Source organism: Allobosea sp. FG18 (assembly GCF_057809495.1).
Genome location: NZ_JBMDKB010000001.1, coordinates 210,984 through 227,737, shown reverse-complemented (window position 1 = coordinate 227,737; position 16,754 = coordinate 210,984). Strand labels below are relative to the sequence as shown.

18 protein-coding genes are annotated in these 16,754 nt (G+C 66.4%); 10 read left to right on the top strand and 8 right to left on the bottom strand.

Features of this window, described 5'->3' with window-relative positions; all coding sequences use genetic code 11:
- Positions 1–22 precede the first annotated feature (22 nt).
- Both nudC and ACODTJ_RS01120 read left to right on the top strand, forming a co-directional pair.
- Positions 23–979, top strand: a complete 957-nt coding sequence (gene nudC, locus ACODTJ_RS01125) for an NAD(+) diphosphatase (RefSeq protein WP_454658090.1) — start codon at positions 23–25, stop codon at positions 977–979.
- Positions 980–1,006: 27 nt separating this feature from the next.
- Positions 1,007–1,453, top strand: a complete 447-nt coding sequence (locus ACODTJ_RS01120; protein WP_454658091.1) for a PaaI family thioesterase — start codon at positions 1,007–1,009, stop codon at positions 1,451–1,453.
- A gap of 182 nt (positions 1,454–1,635) precedes the next feature.
- On the opposite strand, the gene ACODTJ_RS01115 is transcribed toward ACODTJ_RS01120, so the two are convergent.
- Together ACODTJ_RS01115 and ACODTJ_RS01110 are read right to left on the bottom strand one after the other, a co-directional pair.
- The gene (locus tag ACODTJ_RS01115) at positions 1,636–2,490 is read right to left on the bottom strand and encodes a prephenate dehydratase (RefSeq protein WP_488847400.1); all 855 of its coding nucleotides are present in this window, start codon (positions 2,488–2,490) and stop codon (positions 1,636–1,638) included.
- Positions 2,491–2,546: 56 nt separating this feature from the next.
- Complete coding sequence (locus ACODTJ_RS01110; RefSeq protein ID WP_454658093.1) at positions 2,547–3,281, bottom strand: 3-deoxy-manno-octulosonate cytidylyltransferase; 735 nt, start codon at positions 3,279–3,281, stop codon at positions 2,547–2,549.
- 203 nt (positions 3,282–3,484) lie between these two features.
- Between ACODTJ_RS01110 and ACODTJ_RS01105 the strand changes: the two genes are divergently transcribed.
- The 6 genes from ACODTJ_RS01105 to ACODTJ_RS01080 all read left to right on the top strand — a co-directional run bounded on the left by ACODTJ_RS01105 (position 3,485) and on the right by ACODTJ_RS01080 (position 11,186).
- Positions 3,485–4,024, top strand: coding sequence for a c-type cytochrome (locus ACODTJ_RS01105; RefSeq protein WP_454658094.1), 540 nt, complete (start codon positions 3,485–3,487; stop codon positions 4,022–4,024).
- A gap of 177 nt (positions 4,025–4,201) precedes the next feature.
- Complete coding sequence (locus tag ACODTJ_RS01100) at positions 4,202–6,070, top strand: extracellular solute-binding protein (protein ID WP_454658095.1); 1,869 nt, start codon at positions 4,202–4,204, stop codon at positions 6,068–6,070.
- Between the two features lie 7 nt (positions 6,071–6,077).
- Positions 6,078–7,166, top strand: a complete 1,089-nt coding sequence (locus ACODTJ_RS01095) for a microcin C ABC transporter permease YejB (RefSeq protein WP_454658096.1) — start codon at positions 6,078–6,080, stop codon at positions 7,164–7,166.
- A gap of 2 nt (positions 7,167–7,168) precedes the next feature.
- Positions 7,169–8,341 (top strand): ABC transporter permease, encoded by a 1,173-nt coding sequence (locus ACODTJ_RS01090; protein WP_454658097.1) that lies wholly within the window; start codon positions 7,169–7,171, stop codon positions 8,339–8,341.
- Positions 8,338–9,966, top strand: coding sequence for an ABC transporter ATP-binding protein (locus ACODTJ_RS01085; protein ID WP_454658098.1), 1,629 nt, complete (start codon positions 8,338–8,340; stop codon positions 9,964–9,966). The genes ACODTJ_RS01090 and ACODTJ_RS01085 overlap by 4 nt, the downstream gene beginning before the upstream one ends.
- A 2-nt stretch (positions 9,967–9,968) precedes the next feature.
- Positions 9,969–11,186 carry a phosphopentomutase gene (locus ACODTJ_RS01080; RefSeq protein WP_454658099.1) on the top strand — a complete coding sequence of 406 codons (1,218 nt, stop codon included), beginning with the start codon at positions 9,969–9,971 and terminating at the stop codon, positions 11,184–11,186.
- Positions 11,187–11,189: 3 nt separating this feature from the next.
- Here the strand turns inward: ACODTJ_RS01080 and ACODTJ_RS01075 are convergent, their stop codons facing one another.
- Together ACODTJ_RS01075 and ACODTJ_RS01070 are read right to left on the bottom strand one after the other, a co-directional pair.
- Positions 11,190–12,647, bottom strand: coding sequence for a methyl-accepting chemotaxis protein (locus tag ACODTJ_RS01075; protein WP_454658100.1), 1,458 nt, complete (start codon positions 12,645–12,647; stop codon positions 11,190–11,192).
- Complete coding sequence (locus tag ACODTJ_RS01070; protein ID WP_454658101.1) at positions 12,644–13,018, bottom strand: hypothetical protein; 375 nt, start codon at positions 13,016–13,018, stop codon at positions 12,644–12,646. The genes ACODTJ_RS01075 and ACODTJ_RS01070 overlap by 4 nt, the downstream gene beginning before the upstream one ends.
- A gap of 176 nt (positions 13,019–13,194) precedes the next feature.
- Here ACODTJ_RS01070 and ACODTJ_RS01065 point away from each other — a divergent pair, with 176 nt between their 5' ends.
- Positions 13,195–13,581: a TadE/TadG family type IV pilus assembly protein gene (locus ACODTJ_RS01065; RefSeq protein ID WP_454658102.1), complete on the top strand. Its 387-nt coding sequence runs from the start codon at positions 13,195–13,197 to the stop codon at positions 13,579–13,581.
- Positions 13,582–13,653: 72 nt separating this feature from the next.
- Positions 13,654–13,821 carry a hypothetical protein gene (locus tag ACODTJ_RS01060; protein WP_454658103.1) on the top strand — a complete coding sequence of 56 codons (168 nt, stop codon included), beginning with the start codon at positions 13,654–13,656 and terminating at the stop codon, positions 13,819–13,821.
- A gap of 6 nt (positions 13,822–13,827) precedes the next feature.
- Here ACODTJ_RS01060 and ACODTJ_RS01055 read toward each other — a convergent pair whose 3' ends face one another.
- The 4 genes from ACODTJ_RS01055 to ACODTJ_RS01040 all read right to left on the bottom strand — a co-directional run bounded on the left by ACODTJ_RS01055 (position 13,828) and on the right by ACODTJ_RS01040 (position 16,748).
- Complete coding sequence (locus ACODTJ_RS01055) at positions 13,828–14,232, bottom strand: arsenate-mycothiol transferase ArsC (RefSeq protein WP_257733984.1); 405 nt, start codon at positions 14,230–14,232, stop codon at positions 13,828–13,830.
- A gap of 41 nt (positions 14,233–14,273) precedes the next feature.
- Entirely contained in the window at positions 14,274–14,762 is a 489-nt protein-coding gene (locus ACODTJ_RS01050; RefSeq protein WP_454658104.1) for a UPF0262 family protein, read from the bottom strand.
- Between the two features lie 38 nt (positions 14,763–14,800).
- Positions 14,801–16,093: a histidinol dehydrogenase gene (hisD, locus tag ACODTJ_RS01045; RefSeq protein ID WP_454658105.1), complete on the bottom strand. Its 1,293-nt coding sequence runs from the start codon at positions 16,091–16,093 to the stop codon at positions 14,801–14,803.
- 208 nt (positions 16,094–16,301) lie between these two features.
- On the bottom strand, positions 16,302–16,748 hold the full coding sequence (locus ACODTJ_RS01040) for a DUF2948 family protein (protein ID WP_454658106.1): 447 nt from the start codon (positions 16,746–16,748) through the stop codon (positions 16,302–16,304).
- Positions 16,749–16,754: the final 6 nt, after the last annotated feature.

Sequence of the window (16,754 nt, the reverse complement as noted above, 5' to 3'; positions counted from 1 at the left end):
GTCGCGGGTCTAGACCCGAAGCATGAACGACGCCCTGCCTCGCCGCGAACGCTCCTCCCTCACCGGCTTCGCGATCAACCGGCTCGACCGGCGCGAAGACCTGCGCAACAAGCCCGATGCGGTGACGGCCCTGCGCCACCGCTCGGATACGCGGATCGCGGTCGTCGCCGGCGAGACGCCGATCCTGAAGCGCCTCGACGGCGAGGCGCTGACGGTCTGGTTCAGCCATGGCGAGACCGAGATGCTCGGCCCTGCGGCCGAGGAAATCTTCATGGGGATGGCCGAGGACGGCACGCCCCGCTTCGGGCGGCTGCTCGACAAGGCGCTGGTCGAGCCGCTGAAGGAGCGGTCCGAGCTGTTCGTCACCGACCTGCGCTCGGTCGCACTGAAGCGCATCGTGCCGGAGAACGAGGTCGGGCCGCTCGGCGAGGCCAAGGCTGTGCTCGACTGGCATGCCCGCCACCGCTTCTGCGCTCAATGTGGTGGGTCGACCGTCGCCGGCGCCTCGGGCTGGCGGCGTGAATGCACCGCCTGCGGCGCGCTGCATTTCCCGCGCACCGACCCGGTCGTGATCATGCTGGTGACGCGCGGCGATGCCTGCCTGCTGGCGCGCCAGGCCCGGTTCGCGCCGGGCATGTATTCCTGCATCGCCGGCTTCGTCGAACCGGGCGAGACGCTCGAGGACGCGGTCAGGCGCGAAAGCTGGGAAGAGGCGGGCTTGAGGGTCGGCAATGTCCGCTACCTCGCCTCCCAGCCCTGGCCCTTCCCCTCCTCGATCATGATAGGCTGCATCGCCGAAGCGCTCGGCGACGAGATCACGCTCGATATGACCGAGCTTGAGGAAGGTCGCTGGTTCCCGCGCGAAGAGGTGCTGCAGATGCTGGAGGGCAAGCACCCGGACGGGCTCGCCTGCCCGCAGCATATCGCCATCGCCAACACGCTGGTGAAAGCCTGGGCGCTGGAAGGCGAGCGCATCTAGCCTGATTCCTCCTATGGAGAGCCGGACATGACCTCCGAGCAGCATGCTATCGAGGAACGCATCCGGTCGAGCTTCGCCAAGCAAGGCCTGATGGCGACGCTGGGGGCCAACCTCGGCTCCGTCGAACCGGGTAAAGTCGAGGTCGTCCTGATACCGTGCCCGGCCGTGTCGCAGCAACACGGCTTCGTCCATGCCGGCGCCGTCAGCGCCATCGCCGATTCCGCCGCAGGCTATGCCGGCTTGAGCCTGATGCCGCCCGGACGCGGCGTGCTGACGACGGAATTCAAGATCAATCTCGTCGCGCCAGCCGTAGGCGAGCGTATCATCGCGCGGGGCGAGGTGGTGAAGAGCGGCCGCACACTGACGCTGGCTCAGGCCAAGGTCTTCGCACAGAGCGGCGGGCAGGAGAAGCTCGTCGCCCTGCTGACCGCGACATTGATGGCCATCGCGGGGCAAGAGGGCGTCAGCGACTGAAAGCCGCTATCCGAGCGTCCGATTTCACCCGCAGACCCACGCCGTCATCCCGGACTTGATCCGGGATCCATTCCAGAGTGCTTTCGATCGATGCTCAGGAATGGATCCCGGCTCTTCGCTTCGCTCCGGCCGGGATGACCTGCGTATTTTTCTGAACCCTGGCCAGCGAAGCGGAATGCGCCTTACTCGCCGGCTTCCTCGATCGTCGAGCGGAAATCATTGGCGGGGTAGACGCCCATGATCTTCATCTCCTTGGAAAAATAGGAGAGCTCGTCGAGCGCGCGCCGCAGCGCCGGATCGTCGGGATGACCCTCGACATCGGCATAGAACATCGTCGCCGAGAAATGGCCGTCGACCATGTAGCTTTCCAGCTTGGTCATGTTGATGCCGTTGGTGGCGAAGCCGCCCATCGCCTTGTAGAGCGCGGCCGGGATGTTGCGGACGCGGAACATCAGCGTCGTCACGGTCCGGCTCGCGCCCTGGCGGGCATATTCCGGATATTTCGAGAGTACGACGAAGCGCGTGGTGTTGTGCTTCTCGTCCTCGATATCCTCCATCAGGATGTCGAGACCATAGACCTCCGCCGCGATGCGCGGAGCGATGGCCGCGCGCGTCATGTCATTGGCCTCGGCGACCTGCCGGGCGGAGCCGGCGGTATCGGCCGCGACCTCGGCCTTGAGGCCGAGCTTGCGGATGATCTTCCGGCACTGGCCGAGCGCATGGATATGGCTCTGCACGGTCTGGATCGTCGCCTGCGTCGCGCCCTTCGCCGCCATCAGGTGGAAGCGGATCGGCAGGAAATGCTCGCCGATGATGTGCAGGCCCGAGCGCGGCAGCAGATGGTGGATATCGGCGACGCGGCCGGCGATCGAATTGTCGATCGGGATCATGCCGTAGCGAGCGGTCCCGTCACTGACGGCCGAGAGCGCGTCCTCGAAGGTGGCGCAGGGCAGAAGCTCGCAGTCCGGAAACACCTGGAGGGCCGCCTGCGAGGAGAAGGCTCCGGGTTCACCCTGATAAGACACGACGAAGGACATGGGACGACTTCAGGCTCCTCGGCTTCTTGTTATGACGCGGTTTGGCCGGTCCGGCCTCAGCGCGATTTCAGGATCGCGCGGGCGCGATCGAGATCGGGGGGCGTGTCGACGCCGCGCGGCACGTGGTCGATGACCATGACGTCGATGCGCATGCCGTCTTCCAGCGCGCGCAGCTGCTCGAGCTTCTCGCGCAGCTCCAGCGGCGATTGCGGCAGGCTGACGAAACGGTCGAGCGCAGCCCGGCGATAGGCGTAGAGGCCGACATGGTGATAAAGCGGCCCCTCGCCGTAAGGCGCCGTGGCGCGCGTGAAATAAAGCGCGCGCATATGGCCGGGCGCGATCTCGCTACCGATGAGCTTCACGACGCTCGGCGCCGTCTTCTCCTCTTCGTCGTCGATCACGCCGGCCAGCGTCGCGATATCCACAGCCGGATCGGCGAGCGGCTTCACGGCCGCGGCGATGGCGGAGGGGGCCAGCGTCGGGAAATCGCCCTGCACGTTGACGATAATGTCGTAGCGACGCTCAGGATCGAGGGTGTCGGCAGCTTCCTTGATCCGGTCCGAGCCGGTCTGATGGTCGGCGCTGGTCATCACCGCCTTGCCGCCGGCGGCCTCGATCGCAGCCGCGATTTCAGGCGCATCGGTCGCCACCGCGACGTCTCCGGCACCGGATTCGACCGCACGGCGCCAGACATGGACGATCATCGGCTCGCCATGGATGTCGGCAAGCGGCTTGCCGGGCAGGCGCGTCGCCTGCATGCGGGCCGGGATCAGGATCAGCGGATGGGCCATTTTCTGAAGCGTGCTCGGCTGGGCTGCCACTGGCAAAAGCCGGCGGCGGCAAAAAGTCTCAAACGGTGCGTGCTTATACGAGTTGCAATGAAGCGCGCAAAGCGGTTAAGCAACGGCGGAAGCTGGAGCCTTTCAAGACTCCGGCCAAGCGCTATCTCGTCTCCCGGGCCTCGGCCGCGGAGGGCACCCAGGGTTCGGATACGATGAACATCGAAGCCAACAAGATCGCAGGCGCGGTTCTCTCCACGCTGCTCGTCGTGCTGGGCCTCAACATGACGGCCGGTATCGTGTTTGCGCCGAAGAAGCCGGCGGTGTCGGGCTTCGAGCTGCCGAGCGAGGAGCCGGCCGCGGGCGGAGCAGCCGCCGCTCCCGCCGCCGAGGAGCCGATCGCGGTGCGCCTCGCCAAGGCCGATCCGGCCAAGGGCGAGAGGGCCGTCGCCGCCTGCAAGGCCTGCCACACCTTCGAGAAGGGCGGCGCCAACAAGGTCGGTCCGCATCTCTTCGACGTCTATGGCCGCAACGAGGGCTCGGTCGCCGGCTTCGGCTACTCGGCCGCGATGAAGGGCCGCGCCGACAAGACCTGGGACGCCGATGCGCTCGATCACTTCCTGAAGAGCCCGAAGGCCTATGTGCCCGGCACGATCATGGCCTTCGCCGGCATCGCCAAGCCGGATACCCGCGCCGACGTCGTCGCCTACCTGAACACGCTGGCCGACGCGCCGAAGCCGCTGCCGAAGCCCTGAGGCAACAGGCGAACGGCCGATCTGCGATCACGAAGCCGGGCTTTGCCCGGCTTTTTCGTTTCAGCGCCTTGCTCCCGCCTCGCACGTGCCCGCACAATCCGCCTTCTGCCAGCCATTGCCGGAACCTTGCGCGCAGGCGACACAGGACAAGGGCGAATCAGACGGAGACGCGAAACGATGGCGATGCGCATCACACGCCGCAGATTGCTGGAAGCCGCGGGGGCCGCGACCGTCGCGGGTGCGCTGCCCCAGCTTCCCCAGGCGGCGCTGGCGCAGGATGCCGAATCGCATGGGCTCTCGACCTTCGGCGAGCTCGCCCTGCCGCCCGACTTTCCGCATTTCGCCTATGTGAACCCAAAGGCGCCGAAGGGCGGCCTGCTGACCGTCCAGATCAAGCGCGGCGGCGGCAACCAGAGCTTCGACACCTTCAACACGCTCAACACCTATGTGCTGCAGGGCGATGGCGCGGCCGGCATGGATGCCTGCTTCGACAGCCTGATGGCCGGCTCCGGCGACGAGCCGGGCTCGGCCTACGGCTTGCTGGCGCGGAGCGTCGCTGTTTCCGCGGACAAGCTGACCTATCGGTTCCGCCTGCGGCCCGAAGCGAAATTCCATGACGGCTCGCGGGTGACGGCCCGCGACGTCGCCTTCTCGATGAACATCCTGAAGGCGAAAGGGCACCCGTCCTACCGCCTGCTTCTCAACGAGCTCGTTACGGCGGAGGCAGAGGGCGACGACATCTTCGTTGCGAAGTTCTCGCCGAAGCGCGGGCGCGACCTGCATCTCGTCGTCGCCGGCCTGCCGGTCTTCTCGGAAAAATACTGGTCAACGCGCGATTTTGGCGCCTCGACGCTGGAGCCGCCGCTCGGCTCCGGGGCCTACAAGGTCGGGCGCCTCGAGCAGGGCCGCTTCATCGAATTCGAGCGCGTGCCGGACTATTGGGCCAAGGATCTGCCGGTGAATATCGGCACCAATAATTTCGATCGGGTGCGCTGGGAGTATTTCCGCGACCGGCAGGTGGCGTTCGAGGCCTTCAAGGGCGGCGCCATCACCTTCCAGGAGGAGTTCACCTCGCGCATCTGGGCGACGGGCTACGATTTCCCGGCCGTGCACGAGGGCAAAGTCAAGAAGGAGACCCTGCCCAAGACCGAGCCGGTCGGCTCGCAGGGCTGGGTCTACAACACAAGGCGCGAGAAATTCGCCGATCCGCGCATCCGCGAGGCGCTGGGCCTCGCCTTCGATTTCGAGTGGACGCGCAAGAACATCATGTTCGGCTCGTTCGAGCGCATGACGTCCTATTTCGAGAATTCGGATTCGAAGGCGGTCGGCAAGCCTTCACCTGAAGAACTGAAGCTGCTGGAACCCTGGCGCGGCAAGGTGCCGGACGAGGTCTTCGGCGAGCCTTTCCTGCCGCCGGTCTCGGACGGCTCGGGCAGCGACCGCAACCTGCTGCGCAAGGCCGACGAGATGCTGCGTGCGGCCGGCTGCAAGCGCGACGGCAATGTGATGAAGCTGCCGAACGGCCAGCCCTTCGAGATCGAGTTCCTCGACTCCAACCCCGCCCTGCAGCCGCATACGCAGCCCTTCCAGGCCAATCTGAAGCGGCTCGGCATCAACGCCACCTCGCGCCTCGTCGACGCGGCGCAATATCAGCGCCGCCTCGACGAGTTCGATTTCGACATCATCAGCCGGGCGCTCTCGGGCGGCGCGATCCCGAGCGACACGATGCGCATCGTCTATGGCTCGGAAGCGGCGAAGACCAAGGGCTCGCGCAATGTCGGCGGCATCAGCCACCCCGCCATCGATGCGATGATCGAGGCGATCGGGCAGGCCAAGACCTATGCCGAGTGCATCGTCGCCGCCAAATGCCTCGACCGCCTGCTGCGCGCCGGGCGCTACTGGATCCCGATGTGGTGGAACGACGAGGAATGGCTGGCCTACTGGGATATGTACGACCGGCCGGCGACCAAGCCGAAATATTCCTCGGGCGCGCCAGGCATCTGGTGGTACGACGCCGAGAAGGCCAAGCGGATCGGAAAGGCGTGAGCGGGGCATGCTGAGCTATATCGCCCGGCGCCTCGCGCTGATGGTGCCGACCCTGTTCGGCATCCTGCTCGTCTCCTTCGTCATCGTGCAGTTCGCGCCGGGCGGACCGGTCGAGCGCGTGATCTCGCAGCTCCAGAACCCGAACAGCGGCGGCGCGGCCGATCGCGTCGGCGGCGGGCAGATGGGCGATGCCGGGGCGCAGAGCGACGGCTCGGCCTATCGCGGCGCGCAGGGGCTCGACCCAGCCTTCATCAAGGAACTGGAGAAGCAGTTCGGCTTCGACAAGCCGGCGCATGAGCGCTTCCTGAAGATGCTCGGCGACTATGCCCGCTTCGATTTCGGCCGCTCCTATTTCCGCGACGCGCCGGTTCTCCAGTTGATCAAGGAAAAGCTCCCGGTCTCGATCACGCTCGGCCTCTGGATGACGCTGATCTCCTATGCGATCTCGATCCCGCTCGGCATCCGCAAGGCGGTGAAGGAAGGCTCGCGCTTCGACACCTGGACGAGCGCGGTCGTCATCGTCGGCTATGCCATCCCGAGCTTCCTGTTCGCGATCCTGCTGATCGTGCTCTTTGCCGGCGGCTCGTTCTGGCAGATATTCCCGCTTAGGGGCCTGACCTCCGACAACTGGGCGGAACTCAGCCTCATCGGCAAGGCGAAGGACTATCTCTGGCACATCGCGCTGCCGGTTCTGGCCATGGCGCTCGGCGCCTTCGCGACCTCGACGCTGCTGACCAAGAACTCCTTCCTCGACGAGATCCGAAAACAATACGTCCTGACCGCGCGGATGAAGGGCCTGTCTGAACGCGGCGTGCTCTACGGCCATGTCTTCCGCAACGCGATGCTGATCGTCATCGCCGGCTTCCCCGGCGCCTTCGTGCATGCGCTCTTCGCGGGCTCGCTGCTGATCGAGACGATCTTCTCGCTCGACGGGCTCGGCCTTCTCTCCTTCGAGGCGATCGTCAACCGCGACTATCCCGTGGTCTTCGCCAATCTCTTCATCTTCTCGCTGATCGGCCTCGTCGTGCACCTGATCACCGACCTGACCTATAGCTGGGTCGATCCCCGCATCGATTTCGAGAGCCGGGAGGCGTGAGCATGGACACGCTGATCGACGCTCCCCCGCCTGCCCTGCGCAGCGACGCACCCCTCGCGCCGGCCGAGGCCAAACAGGGCTGGCTCAAGCTCTCGCCGATCAACCGGCGCCGGTTCAACAACTTCAAGGCCAACAAGCGCGGCTGGTGGTCGCTCTGGCTCTTCCTCGCGCTGTTCGTGCTCTCGCTCTTCGCCGAGTTCATCGCCAACGACCGGCCGCTCGTCGTGCGCTACAAGGACGAGTGGTTGTTCCCGGTCGCGGTGAACTACCCGGAGGAGAAATTCGGCGGCTTCCTCGCCACCACCGATTACCGCGACCCGGTCATCGCCAAGGAGATCGCGGCCAACGGCTTCGCGATCTGGCCGCTGGTCCGCTACTCCTACCGCACGCATAATCTCGACCTTCCCGTCCCGGCCCCTGCCCCGCCGACCTGGCTGCTCAAGGACGAGCAGTGCAAGACGATCGCGGAGCGCATCGGCGGCAAGACCTGCCGCGACCTCGAATGGAACTGGCTCGGCACCGACGACCAGGGCCGCGACGTGGTGGCGCGGCTGATCTACGGCTTCCGCATCTCTGTGCTGTTCGGGCTGATCCTCTGCGCCTTCTCCTCGGTGATCGGCATTACGGCCGGTGCCATCCAGGGCTATTTCGGCGGCTGGACCGACCTGATCTTCCAGCGGCTGATCGAGATCTGGACCTCGATCCCGGCGCTCTACCTGCTGATCATCGTCGCCGCGATCATCACGCCGAGCTTCTTCGTGCTGCTGGGCATCCTCCTGCTGTTCTCCTGGGTGGCCTTGGTCGGCGTCGTCCGCGCCGAGTTCCTGCGGGCGCGCAATTTCGAGTATGTTCGTGCGGCCCGCGCGCTCGGGCTCTCCAACCGCACCATCATGATCCGGCATCTGCTGCCGAATGCGATGGTGGCGACATTGACCTTCCTGCCCTTCATCCTGAACGGCTCGATCACCACGCTGACCTCGCTCGACTTCCTCGGCTTCGGCCTGCCGCCGGGCTCGCCATCGCTCGGCGAGTTGCTGGCGCAGGGCAAAGCGAACCTGCAGGCGCCCTGGCTCGGCCTCTCCGGCTTCATCGTGATCGCGCTGATGCTGTCGCTGCTGATCTTCATCGGCGAAGCAGTGCGCGACGCCTTCGACCCGCGGAAGACCTTCGCATGACCGCGCCGCTTCTCTCCGTCGAAGACCTCTCCGTCGCCTTCCGCCAGGGCGGGCGGGAAACGCTGGCCGTCGACCGCGTTTCCTTCTCGATCGCCAAAGGCGAGACCTTGGCGCTGGTCGGCGAGTCCGGCTCGGGCAAGTCCGTTTCGGCTCTGTCGATCCTCAAGCTCCTGAATTATCCGGCGGCGCATCACCCCTCCGGCAAGGTGATGTTCAACGGGCAGGACCTGATCGCGGCCGACGAGGACGCGATGCGCAAGGTGCGCGGCAACGACATCACCATGGTGTTCCAGGAGCCGATGACCTCACTGAACCCGCTGCACACGATCGAGCGGCAGATCGGCGAGATCCTCGAACTGCACAAGGGCCTACGCGGTGAGAAGGCGCGCGCGCGCACCCTGGAATTGCTGGACCTCGTCGGCATCCGCGACGCCGCGAGCCGGCTCGACGCCTATCCGCATCAGCTCTCGGGCGGGCAACGCCAGCGCGTGATGATCGCGATGGCGCTCGCCAACGAGCCGGAACTGCTGGTCGCCGACGAGCCGACCACGGCGCTCGACGTCACCGTGCAGGCGCAGATCCTGAAGCTGCTCAAGGAGCTTCAGGAAAAGCTCGGCATGGCGATGCTCTTCATCACCCATGACCTCGGCATCGTCCGGCGGATCGCCGACCGGGTCTGCGTGATGCTGAAGGGCAAGATCGTCGAGCACGGCCCCGTCGCCGAGATCTTCGCCGACCCGCAGCACGACTATACCAAGCGCCTGCTGGCGGCCGAGCCGAAGGGACGCCCTGCCCCTGTGCCGAGCGACGCTGCGACGCTCTTGGAGGCCGGGCCGGTCAAGGTCTGGTTCCCGATCAAGTCCGGCCTGCTGCGCCGCGTCAGCGGCCATGTGAAGGCGGTGGACGGCATCTCGGTGAAAGTCCGGGAGGGCGAGACGCTCGGCGTCGTCGGTGAATCCGGCTCGGGCAAGACCACGCTGGGCCTCGCCATCCTCCGGCTGATCGCCTCGGAAGGGCCGATCGTCTTCCTCGGTGACCGCATCGACGGCCTGTCCAGCAAGCAGGTCCGGCCCAAGCGCAAGGATCTGCAGGTCGTCTTCCAGGATCCCTATGGCTCACTCTCGCCGCGCATGTCGGTGGCCGAGATCGTGGCCGAAGGCCTCGCCATCCAGCAGCCGAACCTGACCTATCCGCAGCGCCGCGAGATCGTCGCGCAGGCGCTGATCGATGTGGGCTTGGATCCGGCGGCGATGGACCGCTACCCTCACGAGTTCTCGGGCGGCCAGCGCCAGCGCATCGCGATCGCGCGGGCCATGGCGCTCGATCCGAAATTCGTGGTGCTGGACGAGCCGACCTCGGCGCTCGACATGTCCGTGCAGGCGCAGATCGTCGAATTGCTGCGCGGGCTGCAAGCGAAGCGCAAGCTCGGCTATCTCTTCATCAGCCACGACCTCAAGGTCGTCAGGGCGCTGTCGCATCGGGTGGTGGTGATGCAGAACGGCAAGGTGGTCGAGGAAGGTCCGGCCGAGGCGATCTTCGCTGAGCCGCGCGAGGCCTATACCCAGGCCCTACTCGCCGCCGCGCTCAACCTCGATACCGCCAGAACCACCGCGGTGAGGGACTGAGCATGACGCGCGCGCTCCTGATCGTGCTGGACTCGGTCGGCTGCGGCGGCGCAGCCGATGCGGCGGCCTATGGCGACGCCGGCTCGGACACGCTCGGCCATATCGCGGAAGCCTGCGCGGATGGACGCGGTGACCGCGAGGGCTTGCGCAGCGGACCGCTGAAGCTGCCGAACCTCGTGCGGCTCGGCCTCGCCCATGCCTGCGAGGCCTCGACCGGCCGGCCGCTCGCCGGCGTCGCGAAGCCGGCCAGGCCCGAAGGGCGCTGGGGTTACGGCGTCGAAATCAGCCAGGGCAAGGACACCCCGTCCGGCCATTGGGAGATCGCCGGCTGCCCGGTGCCGTTCCAGTGGGGTTATTTCACCGATCTGGAGAACTCCTTCCCGCCGGAGCTCGTCGCCGGCATCATCAAGGAAGGTGCCCTTCCCGGCATCCTCGGCAACAAGCATGCCTCGGGCACCGCGATCATCGACGAACTCGGACCGGAGCATATCCGGACGGGCAAGCCGATCTGCTATACCTCGGTCGATTCCGTGCTGCAGATCGCGGCGCATGAGGAGCATTTCGGGCTCGAGCGACTCTATGCGCTCTGCAAGGTCACGCGCGGGCTCGTCGATCCCCTGCGGATCGGCCGCGTCATCGCGCGGCCCTTCGTCGGCTCGCCGGAGGAAGGCTTCACCCGCACCGGCAACCGCAAGGATTTCGCCATCCCGCCGCCGGACGAGACGATCCTGGACCGGCTGACGAGCCGAGGGCGGACGGTCGTCACTGTCGGCAAGATCGGCGATATCTTCGCCCATCGGTCGACCGGCACCGAGATCAAGCCCTTCGGCAATGCGGCCATGCTCGACGCAGCGCTGGAAGCCTGGGACGGCCTGCCCGACGGCGGCTTCTGCTTCGTGAATCTCGTCGATTTCGACACCGAATTCGGTCACCGGCGCGACATTCCCGGCTATGCCGCCGCACTCGAAGCCTTCGACCGCCACCTGCCCCATATCGAAGCCGCGTTGCGGCCGGGCGACATCGCCGTCGTCACCGCCGACCATGGCAATGATCCGAGCTGGCCCGGCAGCGACCATACTCGCGAGCATGTGCCGATCATTGCCTTTGGTCCCGGCATAGGTGCAGAGCCGCTCGGGCGCCGCGGCAGCTTCGCCGATATCGCGGCGAGCCTGGGCACCTTCCTCGGCATCGGACCGGTCGGCCCCGGCCGCCCCTGGTAGCCGTCAGGCCGTCGCGACCTGCCCACAGAAGCTCGCGACCTCCTGACGGATCTCCTGCGCCTGCTGCGCGAGCGTGCTGGCGGCACTCTGCAATTGCTGGGCGGCGCCATGGGTCTGGCGGGTCATGACCTCGAAGCCGCCGGCGACGTCGGCGCTGCGCTGCGCACCCTCGAAGGACAGCCGAACCTGATGCGCGATCTCCGCGGTGGCGCGGCTCTGCTCGTCGACGGAAAGCGCGATCGCATTGGCGACGCTCTCGACATCGCCGATCGCCTCGACGATGTCGCGGATCGCCTTGAGCGAGCGTTGCGAGGCCTGCTGCATCGTGCCGATCTGGAGCGAGACCTCGTCGGTCGCCTTGGCCGTCTGGGCCGAGAGCGTCTTGACCTCGCTGGCAACGACGGCGAAGCCGCGGCCCATCTCACCGGCGCGCGCCGCCTCGATCGTGGCATTGAGCGCGAGCATGCTGGTCTGGGCGGCAATGCCGCGGATGATCTCGACGACGGCACCGACATTCTCGCTGCTCTGGGCGAGGTGCTCGATCTCGGCGCTGGCGCGACGAGCCAGATCGGCGGCCACCTTCGAGCCGTCGGCCGATTGACCGGCATTGCGGCCGATCTCGCCGATGGAAGCGACGAGCTCGGTGCTGGCCGCCGAGAGATGATCGATGCTGTCCATGGTGCCGGCGGCGGAATCGGAGACCATCGCGGTCTGGCGACGGACATGGTCGGAGGTTTCGGTCAGCGCCCCGGCCTCGGTGTTCATCGCCGCGGCAGAATGGTCCAGCACGGCCATCGCCTGGTCCATCTGCGCGCGGAAGCCGGCGACGACGTCGCGCAGCATTTCGGCACGCCGGCCGAGCTCCTCGGCAAGGTTGCGCTCCTTGTCGCCGGCGATGCGCTCGCGCTCGGCCACTTCCTGCGCTCGCGCGAGATTCTGCTCGTTCACGGCGAACATGCGCTGCAGCACGACGGCGAAGATCGCAAGGAACGTCGTCTCGATGATGACGATCACCGCATGGAGCAGCACCCGTAGCAGGCTGCCACCCTGGTAGAAGACGGCGGCCGGCAAGGCGTATTGCAGCACGAGATGGTGCGCGGCGGTCAACGTCGCGCCCATCAGGATCGGCCGCCAGTCGCAGAAGCCGGCCAGCAGCGCCAGCACCGCGAAATAGTACATGTGGATGTCCGGCTGCCAGGGGTGGCCGGCAAAGCTGAACACCAGGATGGAGACCTGCCCGATCAGCACGGCCGCAATGATGAGCTGCGTCACGATGGCCGGGCCGACCAGGCGATAGACCAGCACGGCTGCGAGCGCGGCCAGCGCCGCCATCGCGACCGGCACGGTGCCTGATGTGCCGTTAGCCCAGAAGCCGAGCGCGAGGAGCGGCACATGGAACAGCCCGAGTGCGAGCAGGGCCTGCGCGACCCTCTGGCGTACCGCTGACAGGGTCCAGATCATGACGATGCCTCCGTTCGGTCGGGACTATCGAGGCATCCGGCAAGACCCGCCAGGACGAGGGAGAACCACGCGCCTTTCGGCAGGAATGGCGCCTGTCCGTTCAGCGTCGGCGCCACGATGACGACCGCGCTCAAACGGCCACTGCGCAACACGCGATGACCGGCAGCGAAGCTCAACGCCACGGCTTCCGCGCCCTCGGTCCAGGGCGGGAAGACGATCGCGACCGGCTCGTTGCCGTCGGTCGGGCGCGGCAGGCTGGCGAGGGCTCCGAAGCTGACCAGCAGGCAGACCAACCCGACCAGAAGACCGCCACCGGGCGACAGTCGCTCCGCGCGAGCCGCAGCGGGTTCCGCTGGAGATATCGAAGGCATCGGGGGCATCACTCGGGGCAAAGGCGGCATACAAGCGAAGCAACCGTAGCTGCGTAAAATTTTGCTTAAGCCTTTCACTCGGGTTGAACGGCGCTTGCTCGTCCGAGAACGTGTTTACTTTTCATAAAGAGGAGAGATTTGCGACCTTTAGTTGCATATACTTGTCGAGGAACGGCATGCTGCCTGCCTTGCCACGTTTCCCCCGAAATCAGCGCGTCACTCACGCAGTCGAGTTCGCCTTCGTCGCGCCGATCCTGCTGCTGCTCTTCGGCATCATGGACTACGTCTTCGGCATCGACCACAGCATCCAGCAGATCGCAGCCGAGGCGGCGCGCTCGTCGGTATCCGGCCTCAACGACGCCGAACGCTCCCGGATCGCCCGCGATTTCATCGCCGCCCATGCCCGGTCCTACACCTTCATCGACCCGACCAAGCCGAGAGTCCGTATCGGCCAGACCGGCCCGCATATGCGGAGCTTCGAGGTTGCCGTCGCCTATGACATGAGCGGCTCGGTCTATGACAACCTTCCGCCGACCGGCCTCGCCGCCACAACCCATAATTGAGCGCCGGGCAATCGCCCAGCGCGGTGGATATTGAACGGCTTCCGCGATCTCGAGGCAAAGGGGCGGACACGCATGCTCAGGCTCAGGAACTTCGCCGGGAATCAGCGGGGCGGCGCCGCGATCCTCTTCGCGATCTCTGCCACCGTGCTGGTCGGGTTCGGCACGCTCTGCATCGGGCTCGGCCAGGCCGATAGCTGGGGCAGCGGCGTCCGCTGCGGCGGAGCGGTGCTGGTACGGTGAGCTTCGTCAGCTCTGAAGGCGTTGCTTGATCCGCTTGATCAGCCCGTCCCTGACGTCACGATAGGCATCGAGCTTCTGCTCGCGCGAGCCCTGGAACACGGTGGGATCGACGGTCGGCCAGTACTCGACCTCGGCGGCATGGGTCCGCGTCAGGTCCAACGCCTTGTGATGGGCCTCGGGCGAGAGCGTGATGATCAGGTCGAAATTGAGCCCTTCCCACTCCTCCAGTTCCTCGATCGATTTCGGCTTGTGCTTGCTGAGATCGATGCCGATCTCGTCAAGGATCGCGTGCACGAAGCCGTCCGGCTCGCCTTTGCGGGCGCCGGCCGACTGGACATAGATCGACTTGCCGAAGAAATGCTTGGCCAGAGCCTCGGCCATGGGCGAGCGCACGGCGTTCATCGCGCACATGAACAGCACGCTCTGGACCTTGCGCGGGGCCTCCAAGCGCGTCAGCCTTTCCAATGCAGGGCATAGATCAATGTGAACAGGCGGCGTGCCGTGTCGAAATCGACCTCGACCTTGTTGGCCAGCCGCTCCGCCAGGATGCCGGCGGCCTCGTCATGCAGGCCGCGCCGGCCCATGTCGATCGCCTCGATCTGTGTGGGCGTCGCGGTCCGGATCGCCGCGTAATAGCTGTCGCAGACCAGTTCGTAGTCCTTGATGATGCGCCGGAACGGGCTGAGCGAGAGATGATGCGTCACCACCGGCGCGCCGTCTGCCGCCTTGATCTCGAAGACGAGGCGCCGCTCGACCATGGCGAGATGTGCGAGATACGGTCCGCCGTCATGCTCGGGAACGGCGAAGCTGTTGCGCTCGATCAGGTCGTAGATCGCGACGGCGCGCTCATGCTCCTGATCGGGCGTGCCCCGGCCGAGGGAATTCTCGTCGAGGGTCAGGCCGACCAGGCGCTGGTTGGTGGCAGTCGAGACGTCGGACATCACTCCTCCGGCCATGGCGCCGCCTGTCGGACGGAGCTCTAGAGATTCAACCTGATCGTCACGGATCGGCCGTGCGCCTGCAAGCCCTCGGCTTCGGCCAATTGCGTCGCGGCGGAAGCCAGCGCGCGCAGGCCCTCGGGGCCGCATTTCAGGAGCGAGGTTCGCTTCATGAAATCGCCGACGCCGAGGCCCGACGAGAAGCGGGCCGAGCGGGCCGTCGGCAGGACGTGGTTGGGACCGCCGACATAGTCGCCGATCGCCTCGGGCGTATGGCCTCCCAGGAAGATCGCCCCGGCATTGCGGATCAGCCCCGCGAGTCGGTCCGGATCGGCCGTCATGATCTCGAGATGCTCGGGCGCGAGCCGGTCGACCAGCGGCACGGCGGCTTCGAGATCGGCGACGAGCAGGATCGCGCCGAACTCCTGCCAGCTGCGGCCGGCGATCTCCGCCCGTGGCAACGTCGCGAGCTGCGCCATCACCGCCTTCTCGACCTCGGCGGCCAATGCGGCATCGTCGGTCATCAGGATCGATTGGGCGGAAACGTCATGCTCGGCCTGCGCCAGCAGGTCGGCGGCGATCCAGTCTGGATTGGCGCTGCGATCGGCGATCACCAGCACTTCGGAGGGACCGGCGATCATGTCGATGCCGACCTGGCCGAAGACGCGGCGCTTGGCAGCGGCGACATAGGCATTGCCGGGGCCGACGATCTTGGCGACCGGCGCGATCGTGGCCGTGCCATAGGCGAGCGCCGCGACGGCCTGCGCGCCGCCGATGCGATAGACCTCGTCGACGCCAGCGAGCCGGGCGGCGGCGAGCACCAGCGGATTGGTTTCGCCCCGCGGTGTGGGCGCGACCATGACGATGCGCGGCACGCCGGCGACCTTCGCCGGGATCGCATTCATCAGCACCGAGGAGGGATAGCTTGCCGTGCCGCCGGGCACATAGAGCCCAACCGCCTCGATCGCACTCCAGCGCCAGCCGGCGCCGACGCCAGCCGCGTCCTCGACCCAGGAATCGGCCGGCTTCTGGCGGCGATGATAGGCTTCGATGCGCGCGCGCGCCGTCTCCAGCGCGGCCAGCAGTTCGGGCGAACAGGCGGCGACGGCCGCGTCGATCTCGGCCTCGGAGACGCGTAATGCCTCAGGGGTCAGGTCGAGCGCGTCGAAGCGGGATGTGTAGTCGATCAGCGCCGCATCGCCCTTCTCGCGGACATCCGCAATGATGTCGGCGGCGATGCGATCGACCTCTTCGGAGACCTCGCGCTTGGCGGAGAGCAGCGCCATGAAGTCCTCAGCGAAGCGGGCATCCCTATCGTCGAGCCTGATCGGCATGGGTATCCTCGGGGAATTCGAACTCTAAATCGTCATTCCGGGCGTAGCGCAGCGAAGACCCGGAATCCATCGTAGAGCACAGCCCCCTTCGATGGATCCCGGATCGGCGCCGCTTCGCGGCTTGTCCGGGATGACGGCGCGTTCTTAGACGAAGGGTATGTAAGGTTGAAGCGGGCGACGGCTGAAAAGCTGCGCCGACCTCACGGGCTCAGGCGCCGTCGGGATGGCCGGGCGTCGCCACGGCTTCCCAGACCGGGCCGAGATCCTTCATCTGGGCCTCGATGCATTCGACCGAGAGGCGGATCGCCGCCCCTTCCGAGAAATGCAGGGTCACCTCGCCGGCCGGCTCCTCGCTCAGATCGAAGGTGACGGCGAGCAGGTTCAGGACCTTGTCGGGATCGTTCTTGTTCAGCTTGGCGCTGCGCACGGACTGGACGCGGTCAAAATGCAGCGCAGTCAGGCGGCGCCTGCGCTGGCCGTGCTGGGCGCCCTCCCAATCGAAGCGACGCAGCGCGAGCGCGAAGCGCTGCTCGCGCGGCAGATAGACGAGGTCGGCTGCCTTCAGCACCGCATCCTGGAGATGGGCTGAGACAATCGCAAGGTCATCCGCGTCGAGCGCGATGAGCTTCAGCGGGTCGGCGGCATCGTCTGACATGATCTT

What these genes read in the sequence shown, in the direction of transcription:
- ACODTJ_RS01055 (WP_257733984.1), bottom strand. Translation starts at nt 14,232, where the DNA reads ATGTGCGCGATGAACGCCGTGCGCTCGCCCATGGCCGAGGCTCTGGCC.
- ACODTJ_RS01040 (WP_454658106.1), bottom strand. Translation starts at nt 16,748, where the DNA reads ATGTCAGACGATGCCGCCGACCCGCTGAAGCTCATCGCGCTCGACGCG.
- ACODTJ_RS01095 (WP_454658096.1), top strand. Translation starts at nt 6,078, where the DNA reads ATGCTGAGCTATATCGCCCGGCGCCTCGCGCTGATGGTGCCGACCCTG.
- ACODTJ_RS01070 (WP_454658101.1), bottom strand. Translation starts at nt 13,018, where the DNA reads ATGCCTTCGATATCTCCAGCGGAACCCGCTGCGGCTCGCGCGGAGCGA.
- ACODTJ_RS01120 (WP_454658091.1), top strand. Translation starts at nt 1,007, where the DNA reads ATGACCTCCGAGCAGCATGCTATCGAGGAACGCATCCGGTCGAGCTTC.
- nudC (WP_454658090.1), top strand. Translation starts at nt 23, where the DNA reads ATGAACGACGCCCTGCCTCGCCGCGAACGCTCCTCCCTCACCGGCTTC.
- ACODTJ_RS01100 (WP_454658095.1), top strand. Translation starts at nt 4,202, where the DNA reads ATGGCGATGCGCATCACACGCCGCAGATTGCTGGAAGCCGCGGGGGCC.
- ACODTJ_RS01085 (WP_454658098.1), top strand. Translation starts at nt 8,338, where the DNA reads ATGACCGCGCCGCTTCTCTCCGTCGAAGACCTCTCCGTCGCCTTCCGC.
- ACODTJ_RS01105 (WP_454658094.1), top strand. Translation starts at nt 3,485, where the DNA reads ATGAACATCGAAGCCAACAAGATCGCAGGCGCGGTTCTCTCCACGCTG.
- ACODTJ_RS01110 (WP_454658093.1), bottom strand. Translation starts at nt 3,281, where the DNA reads ATGGCCCATCCGCTGATCCTGATCCCGGCCCGCATGCAGGCGACGCGC.
- ACODTJ_RS01065 (WP_454658102.1), top strand. Translation starts at nt 13,195, where the DNA reads ATGCTGCCTGCCTTGCCACGTTTCCCCCGAAATCAGCGCGTCACTCAC.
- hisD (WP_454658105.1), bottom strand. Translation starts at nt 16,093, where the DNA reads ATGCCGATCAGGCTCGACGATAGGGATGCCCGCTTCGCTGAGGACTTC.
- ACODTJ_RS01050 (WP_454658104.1), bottom strand. Translation starts at nt 14,762, where the DNA reads ATGTCCGACGTCTCGACTGCCACCAACCAGCGCCTGGTCGGCCTGACC.
- ACODTJ_RS01090 (WP_454658097.1), top strand. Translation starts at nt 7,169, where the DNA reads ATGGACACGCTGATCGACGCTCCCCCGCCTGCCCTGCGCAGCGACGCA.
- ACODTJ_RS01060 (WP_454658103.1), top strand. Translation starts at nt 13,654, where the DNA reads ATGCTCAGGCTCAGGAACTTCGCCGGGAATCAGCGGGGCGGCGCCGCG.
- ACODTJ_RS01075 (WP_454658100.1), bottom strand. Translation starts at nt 12,647, where the DNA reads ATGATCTGGACCCTGTCAGCGGTACGCCAGAGGGTCGCGCAGGCCCTG.
- ACODTJ_RS01080 (WP_454658099.1), top strand. Translation starts at nt 9,969, where the DNA reads ATGACGCGCGCGCTCCTGATCGTGCTGGACTCGGTCGGCTGCGGCGGC.
- ACODTJ_RS01115 (WP_488847400.1), bottom strand. Translation starts at nt 2,490, where the DNA reads ATGTCCTTCGTCGTGTCTTATCAGGGTGAACCCGGAGCCTTCTCCTCG.